Here is a 15,478-nt window from a genome sequence, read left to right as displayed (position 1 = left end):
CTCCAACTTTTTTTAGCCACTACATAACAGGCTATATTCAAAAGTTTTCCTCCGTATCTCTTCAAATATACCAAGTTGCTTTATTCCAACTGCTAATTTTAGAATTACCTGTCCTGCATGGCTCACTATCCGCCCTGCTACCTGTATCATCTTCCACCTTAACGTGCCTATCGTGTGTTTGCTCCAGCTTTCAGGACATGACAACCTTTTAAACCCTACAAATAGATTGTAGGCGATAACTTTTATACTCGCTTTTGAATTCATTTTATTTGGTTCTTTCACATTTTGAGTGGGTAAAAGAAAGAATAAGCTCCTGTCGCCTCAAAAGTGGTAGCCTTCAGGTAGCTAAAAATGTCAAGGTTTCTTTCAGAAACCTGCTCCACTTTGTTACGCCCCTACGGGTGACATTTTTTACCTTTCGGCTATGTGAGAATTAGGCAACAGAGGTTACTTCTTACTTTTCTACCCACTCTTTCGGTAAAGAGCCTTTTTTTTTACTTAACCTCTTGGGTGATTTCTTACTTCCTATTATCTCCTTTTATTTCAGCTTCTTTACTCGTTTTTCTCTCCTCTATATCGGATTTCGGGTTAACTATCTCTCTAATTCATAATGTATTACTAATCCATAGCAGTTTTAACAACAAGAACCGAACAAGGCGCCAATGCAACTACTCGTTCGGCTACACTTCCCATTAGGAGTTTCTCTATACCGGTTCTACCGTGTGAGCCCATTATTACCAAGTCTGCGCCTGACTCCATGGAGGCGTTAACCACAGCTTTATAAGGTTCGCCAACAAGTGTGAGGGTTTCAACGTTTACCCCGCATTTAGTGGCATTGTTCCTGACTCTCTCCAGATTTTTCTCAGCCTCGGCTATTTTTTCTTTAGTAGCAGCAACTGAAACTGCGTGAAAACTCTTAACGATAGGGCATCTGGCAGCCATGTTAATAGCCTCGGCTTCAGCGGCCAAACTGAACTTAGAGCCGTCTGTGGCAAGCATAATGTGATCGCCCCTTATCTCCGCCTCTTTGGGTACGACCAGCACCTTGCACGGTGCATAGGCTAAGACTTTTGCCGTCACACTTCCCATTATCATCCTTTTAAGGCCGCTCATTCCGCGCCTTCCCATTATGATTATATCGCTTGTCTTATCTATTGCTTCATCTACAATTCCCCTGTAGGCGTCGGATGTGCGCCGTATGATTATTTCCATCTCTACGTTTTCATCGGCGGCCTTTTCCCTGACATCATCAAAGTAATCATCTAAACGTCTGTCCATAGTCTCTACAAAGGTCATACCACCAGTCTCAAATCCATCATTTAATCCCTGAACATAGAGCATAGTTAACTTAATACCGCAGGACCTGGCAAAGAGAATAGCCTCTTCAACTGCGCCCTTACTATAATCTGAGCCGTCAACAGCCAGAAGAATTGATTTCAACGCTCCCATCAGCTCCTGTCTGTACATGACTTCCATTGATGTTGCTTCCATACCTATATATCCTCCATTTAGGTTGTTATCTTAAGCCTTTTTATATTCCTTTCTCATAGAAAGCATTTTTTCAGCTCGCAGCCCGCTCCAAATGGCCTTCAATATGATAAATGCGCCTATAAAGAGAGCCAACATCATAATTGCAAAACTAGTGTTACTCATTATTTTAAGGGCGCTCTCATTCAGGCCGTTGATTACCTTTAGTTTAGTAAGATAGACAGGAATCATAATGGCGCGGCTTACCAAAACAATCAGCATAATTGTAGCCATAACAACCTTTATCATAAATGGCCTCACATAGGTTGTCCCTATAGCGCCCAGTTGTATGCCAAATAGTGAGCCGCCTAAAATCAACATGGCAAGTCTTATGTCAACAAGGCCGTGAAGCGCGTATTTGAGAGACCCCCCCATACCCATAACAAAAGCTATGACCAGCTCAGTAGCCGAGGCAATGAGGCCGGGAACACCTAATATATACATCATTGAAGGGACGCCCACAAAGCCGCCAACTGCAATAGTTGCGGCTAACATACCGGTTGCAAACCCAAGAGGAAGAGTAAAGAGAATAGATACCTTAGCGTCTATACTCTTAAAGTATATCATCGTGCCTGGGATGTTAACTGTGCGTAACCACATGGCAATCTTAGTCGGTTTCTCCACTGAATCCTGTGTACCGGCTTTTGTTGATTTTATAACGTCTTTGAGAATTATTCCACCCACAATGCCAAGCACTAATACGAAAGCAACGCTTACGTAGAGGTTTGATCCGGCATCCCCGAAGGTGTCTTTTATCCGCTGCTGAATAGAGGCTCCGTAGAGTACCCCCGCCTCGGCTGATACCCCGATTATAAGGCCAAGTTTTACGTCCACCTGCCCGTATCTGTAGCGTTTTATAGCGCCAACGAGCGCTTTGGGAAACTTGTGGCACATGTTGCTTGCCACGGCCACAAGGGCAGGCACTCCAAGACTCATCATCCCCGGCGTTAGTACAAATGCCCCGCCTGAGCCTATAAAACCGCTTACAAGGCCACCGATAAACCCCATCACAAACAGATATACTATCTGCATAGTTCCTAAATCAATAAAATTTGCAGATTCATTTATGATATCATGCATCTAACGTTTACCTCCTTATCCTTTTAGCTTCTATGCCGATTACCGTCCAAAACTCACCTGTAAAACCCCCGTGTACAAATGAAAACAAGAAAGCCGTGGCCACGGGCAATAGTGCGTAAAATCCACCTTTTGAAAAATACCCGATTAGAGTCATTTGTTTTACCAGAAGGACGACATACAACACACATGAAAGGACTGCTAAAATCACAAACTTCATAATACCATTTTTCTTTTTCTCTGTATATCCACCCATTTTTACTTCCTCCTTAAATTTAGTTTAATTTTTAGTTTAATTTTCAGAAGATTTTTGAAACTATGTTCTTACCGCACTTTCTTTAATAACAACCAGCGGACATCTTAAGTTTTTGAACAGGTCAGGGAAATCTCTTTCTTTTTCATATGCTGTAGTGTCCCAGTTGTCAGATGAATCCACGATTACATAAAGAATTTCCTTGTTTGATTCCGTATAGGCTACTATTTCGCTTCTCAGGCTTCCGGTTTTTACTATCAGCCTGTATTTAATACCTTCATTATCGAGCTCTGAAAGGAATGTTTGCAGAGAATTATTCATTTCATTTGTTTTAGATAAGTACAAGATGTCAAGCTCTGCATTTATCCTCTTACAGGTGTTAATTGTGTATAAAAGGGTTTTTCTGTCAATGCTGTTTTCGGTAATGGCAAGCAGTACCCTTCTGCTGTCCATCATAAACTCCCTTGCCGTGTCAAACTCACCTTCCTCTGCAAATGTTACCGCCGTAAACATTTTGTCCATCTTCTCTGAAAACTTTTTCAACACCATTTGTTTTTCCTCCTCATCGGGTTTCTTTTTATTTATCTATAAATCAAAAACCGTGCCAATTTTGTAAGTACCTGATATATAACGATTATTTTAAATATTTTTATATACACGAGATAGTCTTCGATAGTTTGATGTTGCATTATGCAACGTAAAATAAAAGTCTCCTTAAAATAAGAGAAAAGATTGGTGTTGCAAAACAGAAATCTCTGTTGCATTTTGCAACATATTGGTAGTGTAGGGGGTGTATTTTATAAACGTAGTGGTTGATTACAAGTTTTAATTAAATAAAAAAATCTAAGGATTTTGCTGCTTTTGCAATAGCCTTACGAAAGTCATCTGCATTAAAAGGTTTAACAATGAAATCGAAAGCGCCTCTTTCTAATGCCTGCCGTTTTATTTCTGTCATGGCATAACCCGTTATCATGATTACCTTAGTATGTGTTGATTTGCGCTTTGCTGCCTCTAAAATTGCAATACCGTCCACCCCATCCATTCTGATATCTGTTACAACAATGTCGTACTCCTGTTCCATGATTGCGTTAAGTGCGGCTTTTGGATTTTCAAAAGTCTCAACATCACAACCCATCTTTGTTAAAACAGGTTTAAGTCTCTTTCCTACTATCGGCTCATCATCAACCACTAAAACCCTAAGCCGCTTATCCAGCGAGGTTACAACCCCTGTTTTATCTATAAATAATCTGTTTAGTACAGCTATCTTATCTTTACTTAGCTCCTCGCAATTTTTGCTGTAATCTATCTCTATGCCGCCTACATATAATATGTCTATATGGTCCATTACCGCCAAAGTTGCCAATTGCTCTGAAATCCACGGGATTTGATCATTAAAAGCCCTTACAGTAACATTTAAAATGTCATGTCCTTTTTCTGTTTTTGCAATTCTGTGTGTTTTTACCGTCTTATCAAGATATTTTGTAAGTGATTTTAAGTCTGCGTCATTGGGGGGATTGGCACCGGCCACAATTCTGTCATAACAAAGCTTTATTGCCCCACATGCCGGTGAGGACTTTTCATGACCATAGCGTACCATAACACCAAAGTTCCCGGAATCACTGTCATAACCGATATGTGAAAAGTTTAGTATCAACAACTTACCGCCCAGCTTATCAGGGATATGGTGTGCCGCCGGTAAAAGACTCTCATAAGTCTTTGTTTTTGGTAAAAAAATTCCTCCAAATAGTCTCATTCCATAAAACTTTTCCATATGGATAAATTCATCTGTATCATCATATTTTTGGGGATGAAATTTTCTTAATTCACGCTTTATATATTCTATTATTGTAGAACACTGGTCATCCAAACAGGTTATAATTACAAGAATTGCATTTTTACCAAGAAAAATGTCATACTTTTCCATCAATCCTTTTAAACTTTCACATAATTGCGGGATAGTGGCAGATTGCTTTAGAAAAGTTTCATGGTCCATAACATTCTCCTTTGTCAACTACGGTGTGTAGTGTGTTTATATTTAGAACAGCATAAAAAAACAACGGCTGCTATGACCCGGGAGTGTCAGCCGCCCTTAAAACTACCCGCAGCAACTCCTCCGGTTTGAACGGTTTGGCTATAAAATCGTAAGCCCCCTTTTCCATCGCCTGACGTGCCAGTTCCATCATCGCATAGCCTGTTATCATTATTACTTTCGTTCTTTCAGACTTTGCCCGGACCTCACTTAGAATCTCTATACCGTCAATCTCGTTCATTCTTACATCTGTTATGACGATATCAAAATCTTTCTCTTTAATTCTCTGTAGTGCATCCAGCGGATTCTCATACCCCTCGACCAAATAGTTAAGTTTCTCCAGATATGCCTTTAGCCTTTTTACGGCTATGGCCTCATCATCTATAACAAGTATCTGTAGTGTTTTTTCCATTAACGGTTCCTTTCTGTCATTTTAGCAGTGTTTTTTTAAGATAGTTTCTTTTATCTTACTTATCAGCTCTTTGATTTCAATTGGTTTATACAGAAAAGCAGCAGCCGATTTATCTATAAGTGCCAGCTCCTGACCAGGCTCAATCAGTCCTGATAATATGATGATTTCCACTAAAGGGGCTATCTCCTTAAATATTGTAAACGCAGTGACACCATCCATATCCGGCATTTTTAAATCCAAAACAATCACATTATAGCCGGAGTCTTTCTTAAACGCCTCTATTGCCTCAATCGCCGAATAAAAGAAATCCGCCTCAATACCTCTTAACTTTAACCTCTCTGAAAGTACCGATACAAAATCTTTTTCATCGTCAACCAGTAAAACTCTCATTTCACATCCTTAATAATTGCTTAATGTCATATCGTTTCTCTTTAACGGTAAATCTATATTAAAAACGGACCCTTTGCCTGGACTGCTTTGCACAAGTAAAGAACCTCCCAGTTTCTTCACTATTCCGTTAGATATAGAAAGACCAAGCCCTGTCCCCTTACCTCGCTCTTTTGTGGAGAAAAACGGTTCAAAAATATGCTTCTGTTGCTCCTCGCTCATTCCGGAGCCGTTGTCTTTTATAGCTATTATCAACCTTGAATCGTCATTTATATGTGAGGATACCTCTATAATACCGCCCTTTTCCACTGCATCAAAAGCATTATTTATAATATTTAATATCACCTGCTGAAGCTGTCCTTTATCGGTGATAACGCGAGGTAAATCTGAGGAGTAATCCTCTGTTAGTTGAATATTTTTGTATTGCATCTCTTTTTCCAGAAACCCGATAACCTCTCTTATAAGCTCTTTGATATCAACCTCTTCATAGTTTACGTCCATACGGCGGGCAAAACCCAACAGACGATGTGTAATCGTATGGCAACGAGAGACCGCATTGGAAATAGTACCGGCAATGTTTCTAAACTTATTAGCAAGCTCTTTACTTATTCCGCAGTTAGGCATCTCCTCAGTTATTTCTATTATGTCAACTAAAAGACCGGAGTTTTGGTTTATTATGGCAAGCGGATTATTTATCTCATGAGCCACACCGGCGGCAAGCCTGCCTACTGAGGCCATCTTACTAGAATGCTCGATTTCCATCATGGCCGTCTCCCGCTCCTGATGGGCTACTTTTATGCGATTTACCAACAGGTTCGTTATTATTACAGTGACAGTAACCAGTACCACCAGCCCTGCAATATATACGGATAGCAACTCCTTAAAAAAGAATTTGACAATTAAAGTATCCATTTTGGGATGTATTATGTTTACTAAAAGCCATGTTGAACCCCTTATATTTATAAATCCTATAACCTGTCCATTTTTGCCCCCCTCAAATGTTTGAGCGGTATCACCTGATAACTCAGGAACCAATCCTTTATAAGTGTTTAACACATCCCCAAAAAGTTTGGAGGGAGTCTGAAGCAAACCGTTCTTATTAATTAAAAAAACGTCATCTCCTTCCCTTAAAGAAACGTTACGAATTAGCTTTAATAACGAATAAGTGTCAATGGTTGCCCTTATGACTAAATAATCTTGACTTTCAGGCTCAACTATCTTAATTGCTATTGCAAAATGAGGAAGCTTTCTATACCCCAAAAAGACATCGCTTATGTAAGTATCACGCACTATCACTTGTTGAAACCAGTCGTGGTCGGTAAAAGTGTTTCCTTTGATCTTGTATGGTCCTACATAAGATATCATCGTACCCCCGGCATCAATAACACCTATGTCAACTATGTCTCCGAACTCTTTTCTGATATTTGTTAAACACTTATGAAGCGTCTTTTCCTCTTTCAACTGGCTTATGGAGTACTCCGACACGATAAACTTCAACGCCGATAATTTCATATTCAAAAAATACTCGACGTTATTCCTTGAATTTTTCATCTGCCATCTGAGAAGCTTAGATGTTTCCTGATAGAAAAAACCCTGAAACCAAACTCTGCTTACAAACAAAATAATCATTAAAAAAACTCCCGACAGTCCGAAAATAAAAAGCGTTATATATATTTTGATCCACTTATACCTGTTGGAACTTTGTATTAGTGTGGAAAATCCAAATTTTTCATGTAAAGACTGTATCAATGCCATAATTATTCTTTGTCTTTGTCGTTTTTATTTTTTGATATTTTTTCATAAGCGGCTTTTAAAGTACCCATAAGGTTTTCAAAATTAACAGGTTTCTCAAAGTACTCAAAGGCTCCGAGATTTTTTGCCTGAGCTCTGTCTTCCTCCGAGCCATAACCGGTAAGCATAATAACCTCTATCCCCGGGTATTTATTCTTTATGGTTCGCAGCACTTCAATACCGTCTATGCCCTCCATTTTTAGGTCAAGAACCAGAATTTCCGGCACCTCATCCTCTACTATGTTCAGAGCCTCTTTGCCGCTAAAGACCGCAGCAGAACCTATATCGTGAAGCTTAAGCCTGTTTGAAAGAGTCAGAGCAAAGTCCTTTTCGTCATCCACAACCAACACCTTTGACGGAAGTGTGAAGTCATATCTTCTGTAAATATTGTCATTAAAATTTGGGCCGACCTCAACGGAAACTTCCCTGACATCCGGTAGTGCGGCAACAATCTTTTTTATCTCTTCCTCAAGCTTTTTTAAACGGATTGTGTACTTATCCACAATCACTTTGACACTACCACCGCTGGAGCTTATTTTCAGGTCGTGTCCCTTGTCACAGAGTGCCAGGCGCACATTGGACGATAAAATAAAATCAGCACCCGCAGCCTCGGCACGTGATGTAAAGGCAAGCAGCTTTCTTTGGTTGTTTTCCAATACCAGTTTGAGCGCATCATTTGTTGAGACTACATCTGTCGGTATTAGAATATCGTAAAGGGTACTATCCCACGGAATTTTTTTGAACAGGTACTGTGTCAGAGTGTTTAACCTGTTATCATCTTCCAGGATTGCGGAGGTTATCTCTTTTTCCGGGGCGGCACTGTGTTGTTGTGCTGTTTTGGTCCTGTTGTTTATACCTGTTATGAGACATACTTTTAAATTATGTTGAATTTCCTCAGGTATTATGTGAGCGGAAAAACCTTTAAAAATTATATTATTTTCCCTGACCAGCTCTGAAAAAGCAAGTTGAATATACGCAAGAGCTTTCTCTCTGTCATGAGTAAAATCATTAAAAATAGAAGGTTCATGATACAAAGATTTCTGAAGTTTTTTTACAGTTATATTGTATGCGGCAGATACATTTTCAAGAAATCGCTCCTCAGTTAAAAAACGATAACCTGTCTCCTTTGTAAGATTTCTCTCAAAGTCCTCGTTTGAACACCATGAGCCGCTAAATAGTGTAATTAATGACATGCCTTTCTCCTTATTAACGCTCCGTCAAAGATATTCTTTCCATGTAATTTTCCAGCACATTTATATGTACATCTTTTATGTTGTCCAACGTTTTCAGTATCTCCTTAATTTTGGCAAGACGTTTCTCTTTGTCCAGAGTTTTTGTGTTGATGTAAACAACATCTTCTTCCACTCTTACTGTAAGTTCCGAATCCAGATGTATAAGTGCCGCCTTTACCCTGTAAGCAAGCTCCAGGTTTTTTAAACAGTTTATGGAATACGTCATATGTTGAAACCGCCTGCTTTGCACAGCTTTACAGATAAACTCCACAGCATCATCCTCTGTTATCTGGCCGATATTTATAGTCAAATCGTATAAGGCCGGATTGGAATCATCCGTCTTTAGTACAGCTTTCATCCATTTGGCATGTTCTTTATCATCTTTTTGAATTTTTTTCAGAGCATCTCCCTCACTGATATTTTCATTGGCGGCCCTTCTACGCACCCTTTCGTTTACATCTGCAATTACATAGACTTTAAAAATATGAGAGATACCTGAAACTAAAGTGTGGCCAATGCCGCCACAATACACAATGTTATCCTTTAGAAGGGTCTTCACAAAAACAGCCTGAAAATACGTAAGGTATATAATTCTTTCCTCCAAAGACATACCAAAAAAAGAAGGGGCATGTTTCAGAGCTTTTTCAAGTTTTTCAGAATCAATTCCGTAAGTGGCCGATACGGTATCTATTATATCGTCTTGTAAGTAGTCATATTGCAATTTATTCGCCACCATCTTACAAACATTCTCACCGCCGCTGAAAGAAGGGCTGTTTACCAAAACTATTGACATATTAACCTCACTTATCTTATATAACAAACTCTGATTAAAGGACATTCCCTCTCAGTACTATCTATGTGCGCGGTATGGTGAACTTTGTTAATAGCCTCTGCCTCCGTCCTGAATATCCTGCCCTGTCCTATTTTAGCATAAAGGCTGGTGCGCTTAAACACCTCGATAACCTGATCCTTTAAGCCTGTAAATGAAACATCTATGTTTCTGTCGGCAAGCCTTGTAATTATCGTTCCGAGAGCTTCCTCACCGGAAGCATCTACCTCGTTGATACTCTCACAACAGAAAATAACGTGTCTCAGACCTGGCTTCAAAGCCACCTGTGCAAGCACCTGGTCCTCAAGATAAGAAGTGTTTGCAAAAAACAATGAGCCTTCAAAACTTATTGCCGATATGTGTTCACAACGGTTAAGCCCGTACATATCGCTGTTTCTCAAAGTGCCGTCATCGTGTCTGGACAGAAGTACAACCTGAGGTTTCATGTTACGGTAGAGATAGTGTCCAAGGGAAAACACCACGCCAATAAGAATACCCTTATCAAGGTGGGGTGCAAATGCTAAAGTAAATAAAAAAGTGAGGACACACGCTATGCCGTCATATTTCTGAGCATGCCAAACATGTAGCACACCTTTTATGTTTATTAATCCAATTACCGCCATCATTATGATTGAGGCAAGAACGGACTGAGGCAAATAATAGAGCAGCGGCGTAAAAAACATAAGAGTTAAGATAACAAGAGCACTGGTAAAAACACTTGACAGACCTGTTACAGCACCGGCTTGTAAATTTACAGCGGAGCGTGAAAAAGAGCCGGAAACAGGATAGCTTTGCCCCAGAGAGCCCAAAATATTAGCAAGCCCCTGCCCTGTCAGTTCCTGATTGGGATCAATTCGCTGCCCTGTTCTTGTTGCCATCGCTTTTGCTATTGAAATAGCTTCCATAAAGCCTAATATTGATATTATTATGGCATTTGGAAATATTGTAGTAAAAATGTGTAAATCAAACTTTGGAAAAGCAAAAGTGGGTAATCCCTTTGGTATGGCTCCTAAAACATTCCCTCCGCAGCTTAAAATAATTCCATCATCAGCAATCGGCTTGTTTTTAACAACCATATGATATACCGGAGATTTACTATACGGCTCTCTCAGTTTATACACTACCTTTCCGTCGTTGTCTTTATCAGCCTCAATTTTAAAGTTTCTCAACTGGACCCTAAGAAGCCGTCCTCGTTTTTTTAACTCATCCTTTAGCAGGTTGCTGCGGTCTATTTCTTGTGTAATCTCAAGAGCGGCAATAGAATGTGCTCCTTTAGTTTTTTTGGCCTCTGTCAGTTGGGCATTTGAAGAGGTCAGTTTCTTAGCCAGTTCGTCCGCCTCTTTGACAGCGCTGTTATAATCTCTTATTTTTTCCACTATGTCTTCAGACCTGATAGCTGTAATATTTATCTTCTGTGTTTTCTCAAGGCCGAACATCCACGAAAGGACAGTGGTCAGAACTACCGCAATAAGAACATTTGGAAGCCGTGGATTGATTTTTTTCAACACTATCATAATCGTAAAAGAAAAGACAGCAAAGCCAAGGGTTGGTAAATGTGTATAATCGGCGGCTTCCTTTATTACATTAATGATAGTCTCGTAGTGGTGGTCGGCATTGTCAACGGTCACACCAAGCATGTTACCGAGCTGAGATGTGGCAATAATTATAGCGGCGGCATTGGTAAAGCCTATAACAACCGGATGTGACAGGAAATTTACCACCAGCCCAAGCCTTAATAGTCCTAAAGACAGTTGAAATATTCCGATAGCAAGTGCTAACAGAACCGAATAAGCAATAAAGGCCTCTCCTCCTTTTGTAGCCAAAGGCTCTAAAGCAGCTGCACTCATCAATGAAACCACGGCGACGGGGCCAGTGGCAAGCTGTCTGCTGCAACCAAAAAGAGCGGCCGTAACAGGGGGCAGAAAAGACGCATAAAGTCCGTAATACGCCGGAAGGCCGGCAAGCTGTGCATAAGCCATAGACTGGGGAATTAAAACCAGCGCAACCGTTATTCCTGATATAAGATCAGCTCTTAAAGTAGTTGAGGAATAGTTTTCAAACCATGCTAAAAAAGGTAAAAAACGCCTTATGATGTTAATAAAACTCATTAGTATAAAGCGCTTAGGTTGCTCACAAAGCGCACCTATAGATAAAAGTCCACTTTGGAAAACAGCCGTTATTTCCTGGTCTGCGACACATTCCACAGCCTTTTGTTCAATTTCTGTGCCAGCAGGCTATAGATACAACATTGATGCTCTAAATAGTGAAGATCAACGTTGCATATTGCAACATGAAATAAAATATTTCAGCAAAAACAATGTCTTATCATTGTTGCATTATACAACAGCTGTATTGCAAAATGTAACAATTCCTGGGTAGAATGCTGCATGTAAGTAGTATTAAAGCGTTATCCAGATACCAGCACAGCGTAATTCGTTTTTTTATCTTTGAGAAATTCCTCGTATGTTATGTTTACAATGAAATCACCGACATCATTAATATACTTATAAATATCGTTTAAGAAGTCCATGTATTGTCGCTTGCTCATACGTAGACTACCTCCTCAAGTATGCACTTTCCTATAAAGGGTTTTAGTGCATTTCTCGTAACAATGTCCACTTTTTTCCCAAGCTTGTCGGCAAGATAATTCTCAAGCTCTATGAACTGGATTAAATCCACCGGCTCGCTAAACTCAACAAGAATATCTATATCGCTTCGTATCTTCTGCTGCCCACGGACATAGGAGCCGAAAACTCCGAAGGCCTTGACCTTGAAGTGGTTCTCAAGGACTTTCCTGTTGAAATTGATTATCGTCTTTATTTCATATATGGTCTTCATATGTTTGTTTCATTTTATTATATCAAATGACGTTGGTTTACATCACTGTTGAAAAATATAAACCCCTGTTGCATTTTGCAACGAATGTGCTATAATTCGGCTTATGTTTAAATGGAAATCGAGTATAAGAAAAAAAATTGTGGCCAGCTACATTGTAATTCTGGTTATGCTCTTTCTGATTTCCATATTTGCCTTCGTAGAGGTTGGATTTATGGAAAGAAAGATAATTTCACTTGAAACGGTATCCGAATTTGTGGATACCGTTCTTGAAGTCAGACGCTTTGAAAAAAATTATTTTCTTTATGAAAAATCAGCAGATAAGGATGAAAATATCAAATATACCTTTAAGGCGGTAGATTTACTTAAAAACAATAAAGAAATTTTTGAAACAGTTGTTAGCAAAAAAAAAATTAATGAAATTGAAGAAAAACTTATACAATACAACAATTTAGTTGAAAACTTTTACAGTTTGTTTATACTTAATACTAAGTTTTCCGAACGTAGCATCTTAGAAAATAAAATAAGAACACTTGGGAAAAGCATAATGACAGAGGCCGAGACCATATCAGAAATCGAAAAAACTCATCATAAACGTACTCTCATAAAGGCACGGTTATTTATTGCCGCCTCAATAGTAGCAGTAACGTTGATATTGATTGTCATAGGGCAGATAATTTCAAAGATGGTCGTAAAACCCCTGAAGCAACTTGAGGAAAGCATGAAAATAATATCGGAAGGCGGATTTGAAAAGCTCCACGTCAACTCAAATGACGGTGAGATACTTTCTTTAATAGACACATTCAATAAAATGCTTCAGGAGATGGAACTAAAACAGCAGCACCTGATTCATTCCGAAAAACTGGCTTCTCTTGGCACACTTCTGTCCGGAGTTGCCCATGAGTTGAATAATCCCCTTTCTAACATATCAACCTCCTGCCAGATACTATCTGAGGAAATTGAAGAGACTGATATGGATTATAAAAAACAACTTATCGGCCAGATAGATGAGCAAACCGTAAGGGCACGTAATATAGTGCGGTCACTTCTTGATTTTTCAAGGAACAAGGAGTTTTCAAAGGAATCAATATCACTTAAAAAGCTGACGGAAGAGGTTCTTGTATTTATAAGAGGCCGTTTACTTAATAAGATGTCAATAATCATTGATATAGCGGAAGATTTAATGATTATTGCAGATAAGCAAAAATTGCAGCAGATTTTTTTAAATCTCATAAGCAATGCAGCAGATGTTATAAATGGGCAGGGACAAATTTCAATAAGCGCCAAATCCAATGCTATGAAATCAGGCGTCACATTGCCTTTTATTGGATTAGATGATGGGCACTGTATAAAAACCAACCGTAAATGTATCCATGAGAGCGAATCTGTTGATATTGAAATAAGCGACACCGGAGAGGGTATACCGGATGAGGTTTTACACAGGATATTTGATCCGTTTTTTACAACAAAAGATGTTGGTAAGGGGGCGGGGCTTGGCCTCTACATTGTACATGAAATAGTGGAAGACCACGGCGGCTGTTTAAGTGTAAAAAGCACGGTAGGGGAGGGTACGACTTTTAAAATCAGACTTCCGTTAAAGGGTAATTTAATTAAAACTCAGGGGTGTTAGCATGGAGATTATTAGAAAAATATTAATTGTTGACGATGAAAAAATAGCGATAGAAAACCTTCAACACATAATGAAAAAGGAATCGTATGATGTGGTAAGCACCCAAAGCGGCTCTCATGCTCTTAAACTCCTAACTGAAAACGATTACGATGTTGTTCTTACTGATTTAAAGATGGAATCTGTAGATGGAATGCAAATACTGAAAAAGTGTAAAGAGCAGAATCCGGACACTGAGGTGATAATAATAACCGGTTATGCAACCCTTGATTCAGCAGTAAAGACGATAAAAGAAGGGGCTTTTTACTACATTGCAAAACCATTTAGGTTGGATGAGGTACGCAAGGTAGTCAAAGAGGCGATGGAGAAGGTTTTACTTAAGAGGGAGAACAAGGCGTTAAAAGAGCAGATAGAAAATATTTCCGGTGGAAGGCGGATAATAACTCAGAACAGAAACATGGAGGAACTCCTAAAGACAGCCCACCGTGTGTCTCCTACAGACTGTAACGTGCTGATAGTGGGGGAGAGCGGCACAGGGAAAGAACTGTTTGCAAGGTTTATCCACAAAAACAGCACAAGAAGTGCCGGGCCGTTTGTCGGTTTAAATTGTAGCACTCTTACCGGTGATCTCCTTGCAAACGAACTCTTTGGCCATGAAAGGGGAGCTTTTACCGGAGCAAGCATGGTTAAAAAGGGGCTTATGGAAATAGCGGAGGGTGGAACATTGTTTTTGGATGAAATAACTGAGATGCCCACGGTCATGCAGGCAAAGCTGCTTAGAGCCATTGCTGAGAGAGAGATTTTAAGAGTGGGCGGCACTGAGGCTGTTGCCATAAATGCAAGATTTATAGCGGCAACAAACAGAGATTTAACCGATTCCATAAAAAGCGGGGATTTCCGCCAGGATCTCTACTATCGCCTGAACGTTGTCTCACTGCATTTACCGCCTCTTTGCCAACGAAAAGACGACATTCCGCTTCTTAGTTATTATTTTTTAAAAAAATACGCATCATTATTTAAAAAGGATATAAGAGAAATCTCACGGGAGGCAATGACTATCTTAACTGAGTACGATTTCCCGGGAAACGTAAGGGAGCTTGAAAACATTATTGAGCGCGGTGTTATCATGGCAAACGGAAATATCCTTTATGAGCGCCATCTGCCGGAGGATATCCGCTCACTGACCATCAAAACGTTCAGGAAGAAACAGGGACGGATTCTTACTCTTGATGAGCAGGAAATGGCATATATTAAATGGGTACTGAATGAAGTCAACGGCAACAAGACCACAGCAGCTGAGACTCTCGGCCTTGACAGGGTGTCCCTCTGGCGAAAACTCAAAAAATATGAACTGACTGATAGTAGCCCTTTTTGAGCCCACTTTGTTAAGGGGGTTTAGGAGTAGAAGTCTCCCTCATGGGAGATTTAGAGGGTGGTTTTTACTGTGTCATACGAATGTTATTGGTACATATCGGACAG

Annotated in this window: 16 protein-coding genes and 1 pseudogene; 2 read left to right on the top strand and 15 right to left on the bottom strand. The window is 39.7% G+C overall.

Features of this window, described 5'->3' with window-relative positions:
- Positions 1–12 precede the first annotated feature (12 nt).
- The 15 genes and pseudogenes from H7844_15220 to H7844_15150 form a co-directional block, all read right to left on the bottom strand.
- Positions 13–264 (bottom strand): transposase, encoded by a 252-nt coding sequence (locus H7844_15220; GenBank protein MEO5358630.1) that lies wholly within the window; start codon positions 262–264, stop codon positions 13–15.
- A gap of 354 nt (positions 265–618) precedes the next feature.
- Entirely contained in the window at positions 619–1,491 is an 873-nt protein-coding gene (locus tag H7844_15215; GenBank protein MEO5358629.1) for a universal stress protein, read from the bottom strand.
- 30 nt (positions 1,492–1,521) lie between these two features.
- The gene (locus H7844_15210; GenBank protein MEO5358628.1) at positions 1,522–2,607 is read right to left on the bottom strand and encodes a sulfite exporter TauE/SafE family protein; all 1,086 of its coding nucleotides are present in this window, start codon (positions 2,605–2,607) and stop codon (positions 1,522–1,524) included.
- Positions 2,608–2,614: 7 nt separating this feature from the next.
- Entirely contained in the window at positions 2,615–2,860 is a 246-nt protein-coding gene (locus H7844_15205; protein MEO5358627.1) for a hypothetical protein, read from the bottom strand.
- A 60-nt stretch (positions 2,861–2,920) separates the two neighbouring features.
- Positions 2,921–3,406, bottom strand: a complete 486-nt coding sequence (locus tag H7844_15200; GenBank protein MEO5358626.1) for a universal stress protein — start codon at positions 3,404–3,406, stop codon at positions 2,921–2,923.
- A gap of 280 nt (positions 3,407–3,686) precedes the next feature.
- Positions 3,687–4,070 carry a response regulator gene (locus H7844_15195; protein ID MEO5358625.1) on the bottom strand — a complete coding sequence of 128 codons (384 nt, stop codon included), beginning with the start codon at positions 4,068–4,070 and terminating at the stop codon, positions 3,687–3,689.
- Between the two features lie 126 nt (positions 4,071–4,196).
- Positions 4,197–4,610, bottom strand: a pseudogene (locus H7844_15190) (hypothetical protein).
- Between the two features lie 310 nt (positions 4,611–4,920).
- Positions 4,921–5,298, bottom strand: coding sequence for a response regulator (locus H7844_15185; GenBank protein MEO5358624.1), 378 nt, complete (start codon positions 5,296–5,298; stop codon positions 4,921–4,923).
- A 21-nt stretch (positions 5,299–5,319) separates the two neighbouring features.
- Positions 5,320–5,688, bottom strand: a complete 369-nt coding sequence (locus tag H7844_15180; GenBank protein ID MEO5358623.1) for a response regulator — start codon at positions 5,686–5,688, stop codon at positions 5,320–5,322.
- 9 nt (positions 5,689–5,697) lie between these two features.
- Complete coding sequence (locus H7844_15175; GenBank protein ID MEO5358622.1) at positions 5,698–7,314, bottom strand: ATP-binding protein; 1,617 nt, start codon at positions 7,312–7,314, stop codon at positions 5,698–5,700.
- 128 nt (positions 7,315–7,442) lie between these two features.
- Positions 7,443–8,669, bottom strand: coding sequence for a response regulator (locus tag H7844_15170; GenBank protein MEO5358621.1), 1,227 nt, complete (start codon positions 8,667–8,669; stop codon positions 7,443–7,445).
- A gap of 13 nt (positions 8,670–8,682) precedes the next feature.
- Entirely contained in the window at positions 8,683–9,501 is an 819-nt protein-coding gene (locus tag H7844_15165) for a cytidylate kinase-like family protein (protein ID MEO5358620.1), read from the bottom strand.
- A gap of 11 nt (positions 9,502–9,512) precedes the next feature.
- Positions 9,513–11,645, bottom strand: coding sequence for a SulP family inorganic anion transporter (locus tag H7844_15160; GenBank protein ID MEO5358619.1), 2,133 nt, complete (start codon positions 11,643–11,645; stop codon positions 9,513–9,515).
- Positions 11,646–11,944: 299 nt separating this feature from the next.
- Entirely contained in the window at positions 11,945–12,085 is a 141-nt protein-coding gene (locus H7844_15155) for a hypothetical protein (GenBank protein MEO5358618.1), read from the bottom strand.
- Complete coding sequence (locus tag H7844_15150) at positions 12,082–12,375, bottom strand: nucleotidyltransferase family protein (protein ID MEO5358617.1); 294 nt, start codon at positions 12,373–12,375, stop codon at positions 12,082–12,084. The genes H7844_15155 and H7844_15150 overlap by 4 nt, the downstream gene beginning before the upstream one ends.
- A 211-nt stretch (positions 12,376–12,586) precedes the next feature.
- Here H7844_15150 and H7844_15145 point away from each other — a divergent pair, with 211 nt between their 5' ends.
- Complete coding sequence (locus tag H7844_15145) at positions 12,587–14,002, top strand: HAMP domain-containing histidine kinase (GenBank protein MEO5358616.1); 1,416 nt, start codon at positions 12,587–12,589, stop codon at positions 14,000–14,002.
- Position 14,003: 1 nt separating this feature from the next.
- Positions 14,004–15,374, top strand: a complete 1,371-nt coding sequence (locus H7844_15140; GenBank protein MEO5358615.1) for a sigma-54 dependent transcriptional regulator — start codon at positions 14,004–14,006, stop codon at positions 15,372–15,374.
- Positions 15,375–15,478 lie beyond the last annotated feature (104 nt).

Source organism: Nitrospirae bacterium YQR-1, from assembly GCA_039908095.1.
Lineage (GTDB): Bacteria > Nitrospirota > Thermodesulfovibrionia > Thermodesulfovibrionales > Magnetobacteriaceae > Magnetomonas.
The sequence above is the reverse complement of the archived record's forward strand: the minus strand, read 5'-3'. Positions and strand labels throughout refer to the sequence as shown.

Excerpts from the sequence above, each read along its gene's own strand:
- H7844_15220 (MEO5358630.1), bottom strand. The coding sequence starts at position 264 with ATGAATTCAAAAGCGAGTATAAAAGTTATCGCCTACAATCTATTTGTA.
- H7844_15215 (MEO5358629.1), bottom strand. The coding sequence starts at position 1,491 with ATGGAAGCAACATCAATGGAAGTCATGTACAGACAGGAGCTGATGGGA.
- H7844_15210 (MEO5358628.1), bottom strand. The coding sequence starts at position 2,607 with ATGCATGATATCATAAATGAATCTGCAAATTTTATTGATTTAGGAACT.
- H7844_15205 (MEO5358627.1), bottom strand. The coding sequence starts at position 2,860 with ATGGGTGGATATACAGAGAAAAAGAAAAATGGTATTATGAAGTTTGTG.
- H7844_15200 (MEO5358626.1), bottom strand. The coding sequence starts at position 3,406 with ATGGTGTTGAAAAAGTTTTCAGAGAAGATGGACAAAATGTTTACGGCG.
- H7844_15185 (MEO5358624.1), bottom strand. The coding sequence starts at position 5,298 with ATGGAAAAAACACTACAGATACTTGTTATAGATGATGAGGCCATAGCC.
- H7844_15180 (MEO5358623.1), bottom strand. The coding sequence starts at position 5,688 with ATGAGAGTTTTACTGGTTGACGATGAAAAAGATTTTGTATCGGTACTT.
- H7844_15175 (MEO5358622.1), bottom strand. The coding sequence starts at position 7,314 with ATGATTATTTTGTTTGTAAGCAGAGTTTGGTTTCAGGGTTTTTTCTAT.
- H7844_15170 (MEO5358621.1), bottom strand. The coding sequence starts at position 8,669 with ATGTCATTAATTACACTATTTAGCGGCTCATGGTGTTCAAACGAGGAC.
- H7844_15165 (MEO5358620.1), bottom strand. The coding sequence starts at position 9,501 with ATGTCAATAGTTTTGGTAAACAGCCCTTCTTTCAGCGGCGGTGAGAAT.
- H7844_15160 (MEO5358619.1), bottom strand. The coding sequence starts at position 11,645 with ATGAGTTTTATTAACATCATAAGGCGTTTTTTACCTTTTTTAGCATGG.
- H7844_15155 (MEO5358618.1), bottom strand. The coding sequence starts at position 12,085 with ATGAGCAAGCGACAATACATGGACTTCTTAAACGATATTTATAAGTAT.
- H7844_15150 (MEO5358617.1), bottom strand. The coding sequence starts at position 12,375 with ATGAAGACCATATATGAAATAAAGACGATAATCAATTTCAACAGGAAA.
- H7844_15145 (MEO5358616.1), top strand. The coding sequence starts at position 12,587 with ATGGAAAGAAAGATAATTTCACTTGAAACGGTATCCGAATTTGTGGAT.
- H7844_15140 (MEO5358615.1), top strand. The coding sequence starts at position 14,004 with ATGGAGATTATTAGAAAAATATTAATTGTTGACGATGAAAAAATAGCG.